Source organism: Nocardia panacis (assembly GCF_003598715.1).
Lineage (GTDB): Bacteria > Actinomycetota > Actinomycetes > Mycobacteriales > Mycobacteriaceae > Nocardia > Nocardia panacis.
This window is the reverse complement of the sequence record NZ_QZFU01000045.1, coordinates 1-15186: the sequence shown is the minus strand read 5'-3', so window position 1 is coordinate 15186 and position 15186 is coordinate 1. Positions and strand designations below refer to the sequence as shown.

16 protein-coding genes and 2 pseudogenes are annotated in these 15186 nt (G+C 69.3%); 8 read left to right on the top strand and 10 right to left on the bottom strand.

The window, feature by feature from the left end; translation table 11 throughout:
* Window positions 1–21: 21 nt before the first annotated feature.
* Complete coding sequence (cobC, locus tag D5S18_RS30600; RefSeq protein ID WP_120044613.1) at window positions 22–1059, bottom strand: Rv2231c family histidinol phosphate aminotransferase CobC; 1038 nt, start codon at window positions 1057–1059, stop codon at window positions 22–24.
* Window positions 1060–1103: 44 nt separating this feature from the next.
* On the opposite strand from cobC, the gene D5S18_RS30595 reads away from it, so the two are divergent.
* Both D5S18_RS30595 and D5S18_RS30590 read left to right on the top strand, forming a co-directional pair.
* The gene (locus D5S18_RS30595) at window positions 1104–1595 is read left to right on the top strand and encodes a low molecular weight protein-tyrosine-phosphatase (protein ID WP_120044612.1); all 492 of its coding nucleotides are present in this window, start codon (window positions 1104–1106) and stop codon (window positions 1593–1595) included.
* Window positions 1595–2461, top strand: coding sequence for an SURF1 family cytochrome oxidase biogenesis protein (locus tag D5S18_RS30590; protein WP_120044907.1), 867 nt, complete (start codon window positions 1595–1597; stop codon window positions 2459–2461). The genes D5S18_RS30595 and D5S18_RS30590 overlap by 1 nt, the downstream gene beginning before the upstream one ends.
* Before the next feature lie 28 nt (window positions 2462–2489).
* Here D5S18_RS30590 and D5S18_RS30585 read toward each other — a convergent pair whose 3' ends face one another.
* Together D5S18_RS30585 and D5S18_RS30580 are read right to left on the bottom strand one after the other, a co-directional pair.
* Window positions 2490–3407 (bottom strand): cobalamin biosynthesis protein, encoded by a 918-nt coding sequence (locus D5S18_RS30585; protein WP_120044611.1) that lies wholly within the window; start codon window positions 3405–3407, stop codon window positions 2490–2492.
* A gap of 45 nt (window positions 3408–3452) precedes the next feature.
* Window positions 3453–4109, bottom strand: a complete 657-nt coding sequence (locus D5S18_RS30580) for an MspA family porin (protein ID WP_120044610.1) — start codon at window positions 4107–4109, stop codon at window positions 3453–3455.
* A 362-nt stretch (window positions 4110–4471) separates the two neighbouring features.
* Here D5S18_RS30580 and sigJ point away from each other — a divergent pair, with 362 nt between their 5' ends.
* Window positions 4472–5401 carry an RNA polymerase sigma factor SigJ gene (sigJ, locus tag D5S18_RS30575; RefSeq protein WP_120044609.1) on the top strand — a complete coding sequence of 310 codons (930 nt, stop codon included), beginning with the start codon at window positions 4472–4474 and terminating at the stop codon, window positions 5399–5401.
* On the opposite strand, the gene D5S18_RS36665 is transcribed toward sigJ, so the two are convergent.
* The 4 genes and pseudogenes from D5S18_RS36665 to D5S18_RS30555 form a co-directional block, all read right to left on the bottom strand.
* Window positions 5398–5574 (bottom strand): hypothetical protein, encoded by a 177-nt coding sequence (locus D5S18_RS36665; RefSeq protein WP_439651194.1) that lies wholly within the window; start codon window positions 5572–5574, stop codon window positions 5398–5400. The two genes, sigJ and D5S18_RS36665, sit on opposite strands and share 4 nt — an antisense overlap.
* Window positions 5575–5576: 2 nt before the next feature.
* Window positions 5577–6014, bottom strand: a pseudogene (locus tag D5S18_RS30570) (alanine dehydrogenase); the annotation flags it as partial.
* A gap of 56 nt (window positions 6015–6070) precedes the next feature.
* On the bottom strand, window positions 6071–7240 hold the full coding sequence (locus D5S18_RS30565; RefSeq protein ID WP_239004100.1) for an MFS transporter: 1170 nt from the start codon (window positions 7238–7240) through the stop codon (window positions 6071–6073).
* Between the two features lie 191 nt (window positions 7241–7431).
* The gene (locus tag D5S18_RS30555; RefSeq protein WP_120044608.1) at window positions 7432–8217 is read right to left on the bottom strand and encodes an MBL fold metallo-hydrolase; all 786 of its coding nucleotides are present in this window, start codon (window positions 8215–8217) and stop codon (window positions 7432–7434) included.
* A 70-nt stretch (window positions 8218–8287) separates the two neighbouring features.
* Between D5S18_RS30555 and D5S18_RS30550 the strand changes: the two genes are divergently transcribed.
* The 4 genes from D5S18_RS30550 to D5S18_RS30535 all read left to right on the top strand — a co-directional run bounded on the left by D5S18_RS30550 (window position 8288) and on the right by D5S18_RS30535 (window position 10956).
* Window positions 8288–9244 (top strand): GlxA family transcriptional regulator, encoded by a 957-nt coding sequence (locus D5S18_RS30550; RefSeq protein ID WP_120044607.1) that lies wholly within the window; start codon window positions 8288–8290, stop codon window positions 9242–9244.
* 48 nt (window positions 9245–9292) lie between these two features.
* The gene (locus tag D5S18_RS30545) at window positions 9293–9808 is read left to right on the top strand and encodes a gamma carbonic anhydrase family protein (RefSeq protein ID WP_203237000.1); all 516 of its coding nucleotides are present in this window, start codon (window positions 9293–9295) and stop codon (window positions 9806–9808) included.
* Window positions 9809–9974: 166 nt separating this feature from the next.
* Window positions 9975–10133, top strand: a complete 159-nt coding sequence (locus D5S18_RS30540) for a hypothetical protein (protein WP_239004099.1) — start codon at window positions 9975–9977, stop codon at window positions 10131–10133.
* A gap of 172 nt (window positions 10134–10305) precedes the next feature.
* The gene (locus D5S18_RS30535; RefSeq protein ID WP_120044605.1) at window positions 10306–10956 is read left to right on the top strand and encodes a TetR/AcrR family transcriptional regulator; all 651 of its coding nucleotides are present in this window, start codon (window positions 10306–10308) and stop codon (window positions 10954–10956) included.
* A gap of 2 nt (window positions 10957–10958) precedes the next feature.
* Here D5S18_RS30535 and D5S18_RS30530 read toward each other — a convergent pair whose 3' ends face one another.
* On the bottom strand, window positions 10959–12647 hold the full coding sequence (locus tag D5S18_RS30530) for an Eco57I restriction-modification methylase domain-containing protein (protein ID WP_120044604.1): 1689 nt from the start codon (window positions 12645–12647) through the stop codon (window positions 10959–10961).
* A 200-nt stretch (window positions 12648–12847) separates the two neighbouring features.
* Here D5S18_RS30530 and D5S18_RS30525 point away from each other — a divergent pair, with 200 nt between their 5' ends.
* Window positions 12848–13462, top strand: coding sequence for a SanA/YdcF family protein (locus D5S18_RS30525; RefSeq protein ID WP_203236999.1), 615 nt, complete (start codon window positions 12848–12850; stop codon window positions 13460–13462).
* 8 nt (window positions 13463–13470) lie between these two features.
* Here D5S18_RS30525 and D5S18_RS30520 read toward each other — a convergent pair whose 3' ends face one another.
* A complete protein-coding gene (locus D5S18_RS30520; protein ID WP_120044602.1) occupies window positions 13471–14919 on the bottom strand; it encodes an acyl-CoA carboxylase subunit beta in 1449 nt (482 codons plus the stop codon).
* Between the two features lie 133 nt (window positions 14920–15052).
* A pseudogene (locus tag D5S18_RS35985) lies at window positions 15053–15186 on the bottom strand (beta-ketoacyl-ACP synthase); the annotation flags it as partial.

Here is a 15186-nt window from a genome sequence, read left to right as displayed (position 1 = left end):
AACCCCTGGCCGGCGCGGGCCTCATATTCCTACCGTTTCGATCCCCGAGATCAGCCGATCGACGGCGGCGGCATCCCGCACCGCGACCCGCAGGTGGTTCGGTCCGAGACCGGGGAAGGTATCGCCGCGCCGCACGGCGATTCCCTGCTCCGCCAGTCGTTTCCGCAGCAGCTCACCATCCGGCACCCGCAGCAGCAGGAATGGTCCCGCCGCCGGAGTGTGCACCTGTACGCCGATCGCACGCAGGCGGGCGACCATCGAATCGCGTTCGGCGGCGATATCTTCCGCGAACGCGGCCGCCATGGCGACGGCCTCGGGCGATGCGGTGGCAGCGATGGCGGTGAGTGGCAGGGTGCCGAGGGGCCAGTGGGCTCGACCGTGGGCCAGCCGTCCCAAGAGATCGGGCGGGCCGAGCCAGTATCCGCAGCGCAGCCCGGCCAGCGCCCAGGTCTTGGTCAGACTGCGCAGCACGAGCACATCGGGCAGCGGGTGCGCGGCGAGGGACTGCGGCTCGCCGAGCACGGCGTCGGCGAACGCCTCGTCGACCACGATGGTCCGGCCGGGTCGGCGCAGCGCGCGAATCGCGGCGGCCGGATGCTGCACGGAGGTCGGGTTGGTGGGGTTGCCGAGGACGACCAGGTCGGCGGCCTCGGGGACGAGCGCGCCCGCGAGTTCGTAGGGCGGTTCCAGGATCACCCTGGCCACCGGGATATCCGCCTCGCGCAGCGCCAACTCGGGTTCGGTGAACGACGGGTGCACCACCGCGGCCGCGCGCGGCGCGAGGCGCGGCAGTTGCGCGAAACCCTCCGCCGCCCCGGCCAGCAGCAGCACCTCGGCCTCGGATCGACCGTGCCTGGCCGCGACGGCGGCGCGCGCGGCCGCCGCCTCCGCGGCGCTCGGATAGCGGCCGAGGTCGGCCAGGCGCGCCGCCAACCGCTCGCGCAGCCAGGCGGGCGGCGCCGCGCCCCGCACATTCACCGCGAAATCGAGCAGACCCGGCCGCACGTCCACATCGCCGTGGTGGCGCAGTTTCGCGGGATCGACGCGATCATCGGGCACAGCAGCCCACCCTACGTGGCGGCGGATCGGCCGCACCGGCCAGAATGGCTGTCGTGGGTGAGCTTCACGTCTGCTTCGTGTGCACCGGCAATATCTGCCGATCGCCGATGGCGGAAAAGATCTTCGCCGCGCGGCTGGCGCGCGCGGGCCTGGCCGACCGGGTCCGGGTGAGCAGCGCGGGCACCTCGGCCTGGCACGCGGGCGACGAGGCCGACCGGCGCACAAATGCGACGCTGCGCGCGCACGGCTACCCCACCGGCCATCGGGCCGCGGGCCTGGGTCCCGAGCATCTCTCGGCCGACCTGCTGGTCGCCCTGGATCGCGGTCACGACCGCGACCTGGCCGCGCTCGGCGTCCCGTCCGAACGTCACCGGCTGCTGCGCAGCTTCGATCCGACGGCGGACCGCCTCGATGTCCCCGACCCGTACTACGGCGATATGGCGGATTTCGAAGTGGTTCGCACCCAGATCGAGGCGGCGATACCGGGTCTGCTCGAGTGGATCCGCGCCGCGCCGGCCCCTACGGACGGCGACTGATGCGCCGCCTGACGTTCCTGCTGCGCCCCAGTTGGGTCATTCTGGCGGCGGTGGTGGTCGCGTTCGCGTATCTGTGTTTCACCGTGCTCGCGCCGTGGCAACTGGGCAAGAACACCAGGACCTCGCATCGCAATGAGCTCATCGCGGATTCGGTGCGCGCCGAACCGGTCGACGCCGCGACCGTCTTCGACGGCAGGGACGCGGCGCACGAGTGGCGGCGGATCACCGCGTCGGGCGCTTACGTCCCGAATTCGACCGTGCTGGTGCGCCTGCGCCACCTGGATGGCAATCCGGCCTATTCGGTGCTGGGCGCGTTCAAACTCGACGACGGCCGCATCGTGCTGATCGATCGCGGCCTGATCGCCGCGGCGAATGGGACGAGCACGCCGCCGATTCCGGACCCGCCCGCAGGCCCGCAGCATCTGGAAGGCCGGTTGCGGGCCGCCGAAGGCGTCATTCCGGGTAAGGATCCGAGCGTTCAGGACGGCTTCCGTCAGGTCTATTCGATCGATCTGGCCCAGGAGATGACCGTCCTCGAGCTGCCGCTCACCGCGCTGCCCGACAAGGGCTATCTCCAACTGGAGAAGGGGCAGCCCGGCGCGTTCACCCCCGACCCGCTCCCCCAACTCGACGCGGGTCCGTATCTGTCCTACGGCCTGCAATGGCTGGCTTTCGGCATCATGGCCCCGCTCGGCCTCGGCTACTTCGTCTTCGCCGAGATCCGCGAACGCCGCAAGGAGAAGGCCGCGGCCACACCGCAACCCACCGGTCCGGATCCGGAACCGCAGGACCCGCAAGCGGATACGCAGCCCACACGGCAGAACACTCAGGCGCGCTTGGCCGACCGCTACGGTCGGGGTCGCTGACCGCGCGAACGGCCACCCGGCGTAGCGACTACGCCCTGGACGGCCGCACCGCCCACACCGCCGCGACCAGCAGCGCCGCCGCCTGCACCGCCTCGGACATGCGCACCGCACGGCGCAGATCCCGCACCGTCGGCGCGGGACCTTCCCCGAGCGTCGGCCGCAATTCGGTGCCGTAGCGATACTGGGTGCGCCCACCCAACTGCACACCGAGCGCCCCGGCCATACTCGCCTCCGCCACACCGGCATTCGGGCTCGGATGCTTGGCCGCGTCATGTCGCCAAGCATGTACGGCGGCACCGGGGCGCCCCCCGACGACCGGGGCGAGGGCGGCGGTCAGCGAACCCGTGAGACGTGCCGGAATCAAATTCGCCAAATCGTCGACTCTCGCGGCGGCCCAACCGAATCGGAGGTACCGCTCATTGCGGTAGCCGATCATCGCATCGAGGGTATTGACGGCCCGGTACCCGAGTAGGCCGGGTATGCCCGCGACCGCACCCCACCACAGCGGGGCGACGGTCGCGTCGGAGGTGTTCTCGGCGATGGATTCCAGTGCGGCGCGGGCCAATCCGTCCGCGTCGAGCACTTCGGGATCGCGCCCGCAGAGCGAAGGAAGCAGCGCCCGCGCACCGTCCAGATCGCCCGCTTCCAGCAGGTCGGCCATGGCGTTTCCGGTGCGGGCCAGGGTTGTTCCGCCCAGGACGGTCCAGGTGGCCAGCGCCGTCGCGATGATGCCGCCGCGACGCAGGGCGAGTCCGAGTCCGATCACCGCGCCCACCGCGAGCACCTCGTGCACGACACCCGCCGAACGCCGGTCGGCATAGGTCAGTGTCTCGAGTCTATTTGCCGCGGAACCGAATCCGGCCACCGGATGAGCGCGGCGCGGATCGCCCGCGACGCGGTCGATCGCGAAGCCGAGCACCAGCCCGGCGGCCGTCGAGAATGCCACCGGCCGAGGGTAACCGGTCGCGCCCCCGACCGTCGCGACCGGGGACTACAGCGAGATGGGATCGCCGTAGACGGTCACGGCGTGATCGGTGGCGGCGGTCTTGATGGTCGCGGTGGCGAACGAGCGCAGCGTCACCGGTCCCATGCAGGCGTCGACCTTGATCTCCACCTGTTCGGCGGCGATCGAACCGCGGTCACCGACCAGGGGTTTCGTGCCGAAGGCAATGGTGCTGATGGAGCCGGGCTTGAGCGTGGTCTGCACGCTCGGGATGACAGCGGCCGAACCGCCGACGGTGACGCCGGGGGTGCCGCTGATGGTCACGCCGACATTCGGGCCGATGGACAGGCCGAGACCCAGTTGCAGACCGCTGGTGACATCGACCTGACAACCCAACTGGTAACCGAAGGTGATGTCGCCCGCGTCGACCTTGTTGCTGCCCGCGCCGGTGTATTCGCCAATGGCCTTGAGCGAGACGAAGCCCTCGCGGCTGGTCGGCGTATTGGCCAGGTTCGGGTAGCGGTCGAGGGTTTCGGCGGTCTTGCTGACGGTGAGGGTCCAGCCGTCATCGGTTTGCGTCGTGCGCGATTTATCGGCGACGACATCGGCGCTCGCGACACCGGTGCCCAGGAGTAGACCTGTCGTCGCCAGGCACGCCACTCCGGCCGCCGCGACACTGCCCCGTCGAATTCCAGCCAACTTCATTTCTGCCGCACTTCCATCTCTGAGATACGCACCGCCAGACCCCAGCCGCGCTCCTTACTGTGACGACTCAAGTGAACGCGGACAGCTATTAATCGGCAAACGAACTGTGGGTGTGAATCGGACACCGCGACATCGCGTTCACCAGGGTGAACCCCACCCCGCCCGGTCAGCGGCAGGATCTATTGACCGACTGACCAGCTTGTGATTTCCGGCACCGAACCCACGATTCCACGCCAAATGTGACGGGCCGCACCACCGGACTCTCCGCGATGTCACACTGGCACGGTCCACGTCGTCACCGTGACGACCCCCTCTAGACTCGTGTGCCCAGAACAGGCCACCGATGACGAACGGCGACAGCAGTGACATCCCCGCAACCCACCGATCCCACCGAGCTGGCCCGACAGTTCGAGGAGCATCGCCCCTACCTGCGCCGCCTGGCCTACAGCACACTCGGCAGCCTGTCCGACGCCGATGACGTGATCCAGGAGGCGTGGCTGCGCCTGCAACGTCAGCACGAGGCGGGCGCCGTCATCGACAATCTGCGCGCCTGGCTCACCACCGTCACCGGCCGGCTCGCCCTGGACCAACTCTGCTCGGCGCGCGCCCGACGCGAGCAGTATGTGGGCGAGTGGCTGCCCGAACCCGAGGTGACCACCTCGCTCGATCCGGCCGACCGCGTCACCCAGGACGAGCGGGTCACCACCGCGCTGCTGGTCGTCCTGGAATCACTCTCGCCCGCCGAGCGCACCGCCTTCGTACTACAGGATGTCTTCGGCATGTCCGGACCCGAGGTGGCCGAGGTCGTCGGCCGCACCCCGGCGGCCGTGCGTCAGCTCGCCTCGCGCGCCCGCAAGCGGGTCGAGGAGGGCACGCCGCGCTTCCCGGCCACAAGCGACGAACAGCAGCGCGTGGTCTCGGCCTTCGCCGTGGCCTGGCGCTCCGGCGATCTGAGCGCGCTGCTCGGCATCCTCGACGCGGAGGTCAAGCTGACCGCCGACGGCGGCGGCAAGGTGCCCGCGACGCGCCGCCCGATCTCCGGGGCCGAACTGGTCGCCAAGCTGCTGATGGGTTGGTACCACGCGCCATCGGCCCGCGGCGCGTGGGGACGCCACGTGCTGGTCAATGGCGAGCCGGGCCTGATGGTCTTCGACGGCAAGCACACCGGGATCATGTCGCTCACCGTGGATCAGGGCGTGATCGTCGGCATCAATGTCATCCGCAATCCCGACAAGCTGCACGATCTGCCTGCCGACGGCGAACCCGACTGGTATATGGATCGGATCGACTAGGAATACCCGTGCGCGGCGGCCACTTCCGCCGACAGCAGTTCGCCCGCGTCGGCGGTGAGGCCGTGCGCCAGTTCGGGATGGGCGGCCAGAGCCGCCCGCCAACCGTGTTCGGCGATGGTCCGCACATACGGCAGCGTCGCGTTGGTGAGCGCGACGGTGGCGGTGTGCGGCACCGCGCGCCGACCTGCGGCCCCAGCCTGCCCGCGACCTCGCTCATGGGCGCGAGCAACGGCAGCGACCCGTCGGCGGCCCGCACCGTCTCATACGCGATGGCGGTGATCCCCGAGGCCAGGATCGCCTCGGTGCACTGCCGCGACGCCGCCAGATGCAGATACGCGAACAGCACCTGCCCGGCGCGCAGCCGCGAATACTCCTCCGGCACCGGCTCTTTCACCTTCAGCACCAACTCCGCCCCGGCCCACACCGCCGCAGGCCCCGACACCGTGCGCGCACCGTGCGCGACATAGTCGATATCGGCGAAGCCGGAACCCACACCCGCCCCGGCCTCGATCAGCACCTCGTGCCCGCAGGCCGTCAACTCCCCCGCGCCCGCCGGGGTCAGTGCGACCCGAAACTCCTGTTCCTTGACCTCCCGTGGCACTGCGATTCGCATACCGTCATCGTCGACCACCGATCGCCGCGTCGGCCGCAACGCCGCGCGGACAGCGACTACCCGCGTGGTTCGGGCAGCAGGAAGGCGAGCCCGATGACGACCACCGGAACCACGCACAGCACGGTGAGCACGGCCTGCGGCCCGTGCGCGTCGGCGATCAAGCCGAACACCGGCGCGAAGAAGCCGCCGATACTCACCGCCAACCCGAGGGTCACCCCGGTGGCGGTGCCGGGCCTGCGCGGCAGATAGTCCTGGCCCAGCTTCACCAGCACCGCGAACGGGATATTCAACGCGACACCACCGAGCACCGCGAGCGCCAAACCGACCTCCGGATTCGGCGCGACCCGCAGCAGGATCAGTGCGGGCAGTGCGGCGATCGAGCCGATCCGGATGGTGCGCACCGCGCCGAAGCGATCGGCCAGCCTACCGCCGACCAGCGTGCCGAGGACCCCACCGATCATGAAGGTCGTCAACGCGATACCGCCGAGTCCCTTCGCCGCGCCCAAATGCCGAATCCAGAACAGCACCAGGAAGGTGCTGATCCCGAAGAAGATGATCGATCGCACCACCGCCACTCCCGACAGCAGCAGGAACGGCACCCATCGATCCGAACCGTCGCTCACGGCCGTCGCCGCGGCGACGGCCGCCCGACGCTGCTGATGCCGCCACAGCACCACCCCCATGAACACCGCGGGCGGAATGAATATCGCGGTCGCGCCGATACCCCACGCCACCAGCGCCGGGGTGACCAGCGCGGGCGCGAGGAAGAATCCGACATTGCCGCCCACCGCGAACCAACTCATCCCGGTGGTGCTCGCGCCCGCCGCCTGCCGCGCGTCGCGCCCGGCCGCCGGATGGAAGGCGGCGACACCGATTCCCGAGAGCAGCAGCAGCGCCCAGACCAGCGGATAGCTCGGGGCCAGTCCGGACAGGCCCGCGCCGACCCCGGCCAGGGTCAGGCCGGCGGGCGCGAGCCACAGCAGCCGCCAACGATCCGCGAGGAAGCCCAGGATCGGTTGCGGCAGTGAACTTCCCAGCGTGGAGGCCAGGGCCAGTCCGGACGCCGCCACATAGCTGTAGTGCCGCTCGAGCACGAAGAACGGGACGGCGGCGGGCACCAGTCCCTGATAGAAGTCGTCGACCGTGTGCGCGATGACCCAGTACCGCATCCGCCGCCACAATGCCCAGCCGCTCGCCGCGGGTTCGGTCGCCACCTGTAAACCCATCACCAACCCCTTCGACCATCCGACGCGTTGTCAGCGTAGACAGCCGGGGGGCGGCAGCTCACGCGCGCCACCGAACAACCCCTGCGCCTGCCCGCCGCCCGCGACGAAAGACTCAGGCACGCCTGCGCGTTGCTCGACCGTCACGCCTACGGCTACACGCCGGGCTCGAATCGCCCGCCCCGCCGCGAAATTCAGGCGGGCTGGACCCGAGCCGTGTAGGCGGGCACCAGGAACGTCTCGCCGAGCGGCGGAATGTGCAGTTGCGCACCGCGACCCGCGTAGTGGAAATTGTGCGCCAGATAGTCCACGGATTCGCTGAAGTGCGCCCACCCCTCGGCGTGCACGACGACGATGGCGGCTCCGGCCAGCACTTCCGCGGCGGCCACGGCGGTGCGACCGTTCAGCGTGATATCGGTATCGCCGAACAGTCCGACATTCGCCGCCCCGGCGAACAGCACGGCCACATCGATCGGGAAGCGCCGGGCGATCTCGGCCACGAGGTCGACGGAGGCGTTGTCGCCGGAGACGTAGACGGTCGGCTCCCCCTCGGCCTGGAGGACGAATCCGGTGACGGTGCCGGTGAATTCCTCGCATCCCTGCGGCCCGTGCAGGGCGGGCACACCGGTCACGGTCACCGCGCCGATCTGCACCGTCTCCCAATTGGCCAGTCCCCGAACACCGTTCATCCGGCCCGCGGCCTCCGGCGTGGACAGTACGTGCTCGACGCCGGTGAGGAGCGCGCGCCCGGCATTGTCGAGATTGTCGGGATGCTCGTCGTGGGAGAGCAGCACCGCGTCCACCGGGCCGATGCGATCCGGGCTCAAGGCGGGGCCGGTCAGTTTGTGCAGGGTCACCGGACCCGCGAAATCGCCGGGCTCGTCGAAGGTGGGGTCGGTCAGCCAGGTCAGCCCGCCGTAGCGGAACCACAGGGTGGGGCCGCCGATGTGCAGGACGTCCAACAGGGTGCGTTCACTCATACGTTCATCATGCTGACGGCGAACAATGATCAACAGTGGCCCGAAGGCCGAGCCTCGCTAAGATCGGGCCATGCAGACCGTGGCCGTCCTCGCCTTCGACGGCATCAGCCCGTTCCACCTGTCCGTCCCCACGCTGGTATTCGGTCGCGTCGGCGTCGAGGCAGCGGCACCGTATCGCATGGTGATCTGCGCCGAACGTCCCGCAATGCTGTCCACCCCCGCCGGATTCGATATCACGGTGCACCACGGCCTGGACAGCCTCGCCGCCGCCGACCTGGTGGTGATCCCGAGTTGGACCGTCTCCCAAGATATTTCGGACGACCTGCGCGCCGCCCTGCACACCGCGCACGCCCGAGGCGCGCGCCTCATCGGCCTGTGCCTGGGCGCGTGGGCCGTCGCCGCCAGCGGCCTCGCCGACGGTCGCGAGGTCACCACCCACTGGGCCACCGCCGAAGCGCTCGCCGCCGCCTACCCCGCGGTCCGGGTCCGCGCCGACACACTGTGGACCGACCTCGGCGATATCGTCACCTCGGCGGGCGTCGCCGCCGCCCTGGACTGCTGCCTGCACGTCGTTCGCGCCGACCACGGCGCCCGCGCCGCGACCGAACTGGCGCGATTGCTGGTCACCGCGCCGCATCGCAGCGGCTCACAGGCCCAATACATTCCGGTCGCGATACCCGACCGCGTCGCCGACGATCCGATCGAACGCGCCATGGTCTGGGCGCGCGCCCACCTCGGCGAACCCATCGACCTCGACAGCTGGGCGGGCGCGGTCCACCTGTCTCGGCGCACCTTCACCCGCCGCTTCCGGGAGCGCACCGGCGACAGCCCGCAGCGCTGGCTGCTGCACCAGCGCACCGACCGCGCCAGGCTGCTGCTGGAATCCACCGCCGACACCGTAGACCGGATCGCCGCCGAGACCGGCTTCGGCAGCGCGGTCAGCCTGCGCCACCACTTCCACCGGATTCTGGGCGTCAGTCCGGCCGCGCATCGCGCGCAATTCGCGCCCGCCGCGCACCGCTCGTGAGTCCCGCCACTTGGTAGGGCACGACAGCGACCGGATATGTTCGAGGCCATGCGGATCGAGGTCGGCGGCTACGCCCCGGAGATTGACGACAGCGCCTGGCTGGCCCCCAATGCCACGGTGATCGGCCGGGTGCGGCTGGCCGCCGAGGTCGGCATCTGGTACCAGGCGGTGCTGCGCGGCGATTTCGAGACCATCGAGGTCGGTGCGCGCAGCAATATCCAGGATGGCTGTGTGCTGCACGCCGATCCGGGATGTCCGCTCACCGTCGGCAGCGGAGTCTCGGTGGGGCACAACGCGATCCTGCACGGCTGCACCGTCGAGGACGATGTGCTCGTCGGTATGGGGGCCACCGTGCTCAATGGAGCGGTGATCGGCGCGGGCTCCCTCGTGGCCGCCAACGCCCTCATCCCCGAAGGGGCGCGGATCCCGCCCGGTTCCCTGGTCGCGGGTGTACCGGGCAGGGTGCGTCGCGAACTGCGTCCGGAGGAACTGGATCGCATCCGCGTGAACGCGGCGGTATATCTGCACAACATCGCCACACATCGAGCCGCCGAGCAGGTGTGATACAGGGCACACTGAGCAAATGCTCACCGTGAATCGCTGCTAACATTTCTGCCAGCGTTCCCAGTGACCCTGGGTCTTCTGCCGATCCCACGGGGAAGTGGGAGCGCGAGCGTTGCAGGCAGGAGGTTTCACGGTGTCGTACGGGCGAGACAGTATGCACCGGCCGATGGGACGCATCAGCGTCGCCGATATCGCGGCCCAGCCGGGTGGAGTCGAGGCACTCCAGCGGCGAATCCACGAATTGCGTTCCAGCGGTGTCGAATTCGCGGCGAATGCGATCGAGCGAGAGATGGTGGCCCTGAATCTGCCGCGCCCCTGCCTCTAGTTGGTTTCAGTTGGCTGGTCTCAGTTGGCAAGAATCCGTCGGGCCGGTACGACACCGCGATCGTGCGAACCGGACGAAGCGCACTCGGTGAAATAATGGGCGGCACCCCCATCCGCACGTCGTCGTGCCGCGCCCCACCGGACCCGGCCGCGCGCCGAATGACTGGAGTCCGATGCCGACCGCCTCAGCCCTCTTGCAGCGCCTCTTCGACAGGGGAAGCGCCAAATCCGGCGGCGACAAATCGGTCGCCGACGGCGAACATCTGCTCGACAGCGCGCTGGCGGCCTTCCTGGACTTCGGCGTCAAACGCACCAGCATGGGCGAGATCGCGCGCCGCGCAGGGATCAGCCCGGCCACACTGTACCGCCGCTTCGACTCCAAGAACGAACTGGTCGAGGCGGTCACCCTGCGCGAGGCGCGGCGCCTGGTCACCGAGATCGATGCGCGGGCGCGCACCTTCGACGGCGTGGCCGAGCAACTGGTGGAGATCTTCGTCGCCTTCATCACCGCGCTGGCCCAGAACGACCTGCTGCGCAGGCTGCTCGGCACCGAACCCGATTCCATCCTGCCCCGCCTCACCACCGAGGCGGGTCCTATCCTCGCGGTCGGCCGCGGCTATCTCGCGGAGAAACTGAGCGAACTGCGTGCCGCGGGCGGCACCGATGATTTCGACGCCGACCTGGTCGCCGAGATCATGGCCCGACTAGCCCTCTCGCTGGCCCTGACCCCCGATGGCCTCATTCCGGTCGAGGATGCCGCCGCGGGAAGGGATTTCGCCCGCCGCGTGCTCCTCCCGATGGTCGGCGTCCGCGCCGATGCCTGAGTTCATGCCACGCCGAAGGCCGCCGCCACCCGCTCGTCGAGCAGCCGCACCCGCTCGGGATCCGGTGGCACGCCCGCATCGACGAAATCCCGCGCCATCTTCGCGATCTCGCGACCCGATGCCGAATCCGGGTCCGGCAGGGGCATTCTCGATACGTACTGCGTGATCCAACGGCGGCGACCCGAGTACAGCCGGTTGCCGCACACCGCGTCGTAGAAGCGCAGTCCGAGAGCCGAATTGGCCACGCCCATCAGCAGATGCGCCAGCAGTTCCGGATCGCCCGATGCCGCGAGATCGGTCAGCGAGATCCAATAGCAGTCGCCGTTGACGACCGCGCCGGAACGATCCAGGGCGAATCGCGGCCGGTCGCTGATATCGGGGAACACGACCTTCGGCGCGGCCCAAAGATTCGGACGCTGCGGCACCCAGATCTCGAACCACTTCCTGCCGCTGTCGGTCACATAGTCGCGACCGGCCAGTTGCGCCCGGTGTCGACGCAAATACGCGGCCGCGCCGGGATATTCGGCGAGATCGATGGGTGCGCGGGTGGACTGTCCGGTGTCGTAGGGGTAGAGCACCCTGGTGTCGGCCGCGCGCCGCACCCGCCACGGCGCCACATCGTCGTGGGTGATGAGTTCGAGCAGCAGTTCCGGCTCCGGACTCGGGGTCACCTCGTCCCAGCGATCGGAGATGAACACCCGATCGGCCGTCGTCTTGACGCCGACCCGGATGCGTCCGACCTCGCCGAAGGTGCGCCAGGTCCGCGCGCCGATGCGCCGCAACCAGTCGTCAACCCCCGGCCGCGACAGACGCCACGCCTCGTCGTCGGAGGGACGCGCGGCGACCGAACCGTTCTCGGGTGGGTTCGCGAGCGGATTCCCGGTCGCGAGCCGCCCGATCTCCACGGCGAAGGTGCGACCATTGTGTCCGACCAGACCGCCGCGCGCACCGACCAGCGCCTCGAAAAGGTCCGCGTCACCGACGATTTCACCGCCGGGCACCTCATAGGCCGAAACATAGCGGCAGGGACCCGGACGCCCGTCGCGCACGGCGATCGTGACGGCAGGCAGCACCGCCGCGCTGAACAGCTTGGTATCGCCCAGATCGTAGAGTTCCACCGGCGTCAGGTCGGTGCGCAGCACGCGCCGCATATTCGCCCCCGCCTTGGTGGTGAGAAACCGGTTGGCGCACAGCAATCCGAGCACGCCACCGGGCCGCAGCAGCCGGGGCACCATCGCCACGAACGGATGGGTGAGATCGATGCGTCCGCGCAGCCCGAATCGCCGCGCCAGCAGTTGCGCCGTCTCCCCGCCCAACTGCTGGGTGCGCACATACGGCGGATTGGTGATGACCGCGTCGAACGCCCCGTCGGCCTGCTCCCCCGCCGCCGAGAGGAAATCTCCCGTGTGCCAGGTGATTTCGATGCCCGCCTCGGCGGCCCGCGCCCGCGCGAGCGCCACCGCCGCCGGATCCAGATCGTATCCGGTCAGTTCCAGCCGCAGTCCGGGTCCGGCTTCCTCGCAGAGCGCCAGGAGCAGCTCGCCGTCCCCGCAGGCCGGGTCGAGCACCCGCAGCCGGGTGCCCATCGATCGGGCCAGCAGCCGGCGCGCCAGAAACCGCGCCAGCTCCGGCGGCGTGTAGTGCCTACCGTGCCGTTTCCGGTCCCCCGGACCGCCGGCCTCAGAAGCCATCCCTGGATTGTGCCGGGTAGCCCTGCGTCTCGCCCGGCGGCGCGCACCGTACCCGGCCGTACCGGGGCGGGTGCCGTCACGGCTGAAAATCCGGCACACTCGGTGGCATGGGATTTCGTGACCTTGTGGCACGGGGTCGGGGGCGGATACGAGCCCGACACGTGCGCCTGAGCTTGTGGGCCGTAGGGGGTGCCGCATTCATGCTGGCCACCGTTGGTTTCGGCTCGATCGCCTGGATTCGCCACCAGGCCGCCGACGGCGGGTACTCGGTCGAGACCGTCCCGCAAGCCGATGTCGCGCTGATCCTCGGGGCCGAGGTGTTCAACAACGGGGAACCGTCCCCGTATCTGGCCGCACGACTCGACCTCGGCCGCCAACTGCTGGCAGCGGGCAAGGTCAGGGCGCTGCTGCTCACCGGCGACAATGGTCGCGCGAGCTACGACGAGCCCACCGCGATGCGCCGCTACCTGCTCCGCAAAGGCGTCCCCGAAAACAAGATCGCCTTGGACTACGCCGGATTCAGCACCTATCAATCCTGCGAGCGCGCCTACCGCATCTTCGGCGTGCGCCAGGCCATTGTCGTCACCCAGGATTTCAGCCTGCCCCGCACCATCGCCCTGTGTCGCGGCGCGGGCATCGACAGCAACGGCGTCGCCGATACCGCCCAACCGCACGGCTTGACCTACCGCAAGATCTGGCTGCGCGACCAACTCGCCGCCACCAAAGCCGTCTACGACCTGCTGATCCATCCGGATCCGAAATTCCTCGGCCCGCAGGAGACCACGGTCCGCGACGCCATCAACGCCACGTCCTAGGGAATCGACTACAGCGGAATGTTCTTGTTGTGCGCGGCCCGCGCGGGCACGGCCGCCAACGCCGCCGCGAGAATCGACCGGGTCTTGGCCGGATCGATGACCTCGTCCACCACACCGATGGCGATGGCCCGCTCCACACCGCCCGCGATGCGCTCGTGCTCGATGGTCAGTCGCTGATGCAGCGCCTCCCGATCCGACTCCGGCGCGGCGGCCAGCGCCTTCTTGTGCAGAATCCCGACCGCGGCCTTGGCCCCCATCACGGCGACCTCGGATCCGGGCCACGCGTACACCGCCGTCGCGCCCAACGCGCGCGCGTTCATCGCGATATAGGCCCCGCCGTAGATCTTCCTGGTCACCAGGGTCACCCGCGGCACCCGCGCCTCGGCGAAGGCGTGCAGCAGCTTCGCGCCGCGCCGCACCACACCCTCCCACTCCTGGCTGACACCCGGCAGGTAGCCGGGCACATCGGTGAGCACGATCAGCGGAATGCCGAACGCATTGCACAACCGGACGAAACGCGCGGCCTTCTCGGCACTCTCGGAATTCAGGCAGCCACCCAAACGCAGCGGATTGTTGGCCAGCACCCCGACGGTGCGCCCGCCGAGCCGCCCCAGACCCGTGACCATGCTGCGCGCGTACCCGCCCTGCAACTCCTCGAACGTGGATTCGGTGGCGCCATCGGGTGATTCGACATTGTCGAGCAGTTCGTGCACGACCGGCTTCACGTCGTAGGCGCGGCGCGGCGACTCCGGCAGCAGCGCCTTCAAATCCACATCGCCGTGTTCGGCCGCGACCGGATCGAATTCGCCCTGTTCGGCCAGCATCGACACCAGCCTGCGCGCCCGATGCAAGGCATCGGCCTCGTCCTCGGCCACGATATGGCAGACACCGGACTTCTTGCCGTGCGTGACCGGACCGCCGAGGGTTTCCATATCGACCTGCTCGCCGGTCACCGAGCGCACCACATCCGGACCGGTCACGAAGACCCGACCCTCGGGAGCCATGATGACGACATCGGTCAGCGCCGGACCGTAGGCCGCGCCGCCCGCCGCGAAGCCGAGCACCACCGAGATCTGCGGCACCAGACCCGAGGCGCGCACCATGGCCTCGAATACCAGACCGACCGCGTGCAGCGCCTCGACGCCCTCCGCCAGTCGCGCACCGCCCGAATGCCACAGGCCGACAATGGGAAGACTCGAATCGATGGCGGTATCGATGGCGTCGACAATGTGTTTGCAGCCGTCGACGCCCATCGCGCCGCCCATGACGGTCGCATCGGAGCAGTAGGCCACCGTGCGCACACCGTCGACCGCGCCGAGGGCGGCCAGCACGCCGGACCTGTCCCGAGGGTGCATCAGCAGCATGGTCCCCGGATCGAAGAACCGCCGCAAACGGCCGAGTGGGTCGCGCGGATCGGTCTCGGTTTGCGCGCTGAACGCGGGAGCAATGATCGTCATCGCGTGCACTCCATCTCACAGAAAACGCGCCGCCACCGCGGCTGTAGAGCTCGGAACCCCGTGGGTCCGAACACCTTTCGGTGCCGGACCCACCAGGGGAACCGTGTGGAACCGCATCGGTCCGCGTTGACCGCTATGCGCGTCCGAAGGCGAGCGCGACATTGTGCCCACCGAACCCGAAGGAATTGTTGATCGCGTAATCGATCTCCTGGCGGCGAGCCTCGCCGTGCACCACATCCAGATCGATCTCCGGATCCTGGTTGTCCA

Excerpts from the sequence above, each read along its gene's own strand:
- D5S18_RS30555 (WP_120044608.1), bottom strand. The coding sequence starts at position 8,217 with ATGAGTGAACGCACCCTGTTGGACGTCCTGCACATCGGCGGCCCCACC.
- D5S18_RS30540 (WP_239004099.1), top strand. The coding sequence starts at position 9,975 with ATGGGACGCATCAGCGTCGCCGATATCGCGGCCCAGCCGGGTGGAGTC.
- D5S18_RS30595 (WP_120044612.1), top strand. The coding sequence starts at position 1,104 with ATGGCTGTCGTGGGTGAGCTTCACGTCTGCTTCGTGTGCACCGGCAAT.
- D5S18_RS30550 (WP_120044607.1), top strand. The coding sequence starts at position 8,288 with ATGCAGACCGTGGCCGTCCTCGCCTTCGACGGCATCAGCCCGTTCCAC.
- D5S18_RS30535 (WP_120044605.1), top strand. The coding sequence starts at position 10,306 with ATGCCGACCGCCTCAGCCCTCTTGCAGCGCCTCTTCGACAGGGGAAGC.
- D5S18_RS30545 (WP_203237000.1), top strand. The coding sequence starts at position 9,293 with ATGCGGATCGAGGTCGGCGGCTACGCCCCGGAGATTGACGACAGCGCC.
- D5S18_RS30520 (WP_120044602.1), bottom strand. The coding sequence starts at position 14,919 with ATGACGATCATTGCTCCCGCGTTCAGCGCGCAAACCGAGACCGATCCG.
- D5S18_RS30565 (WP_239004100.1), bottom strand. The coding sequence starts at position 7,240 with ATGGGTTTACAGGTGGCGACCGAACCCGCGGCGAGCGGCTGGGCATTG.
- D5S18_RS30530 (WP_120044604.1), bottom strand. The coding sequence starts at position 12,647 with ATGGCTTCTGAGGCCGGCGGTCCGGGGGACCGGAAACGGCACGGTAGG.
- D5S18_RS30525 (WP_203236999.1), top strand. The coding sequence starts at position 12,848 with ATGCTGGCCACCGTTGGTTTCGGCTCGATCGCCTGGATTCGCCACCAG.
- D5S18_RS30580 (WP_120044610.1), bottom strand. The coding sequence starts at position 4,109 with ATGAAGTTGGCTGGAATTCGACGGGGCAGTGTCGCGGCGGCCGGAGTG.
- D5S18_RS30590 (WP_120044907.1), top strand. The coding sequence starts at position 1,595 with ATGCGCCGCCTGACGTTCCTGCTGCGCCCCAGTTGGGTCATTCTGGCG.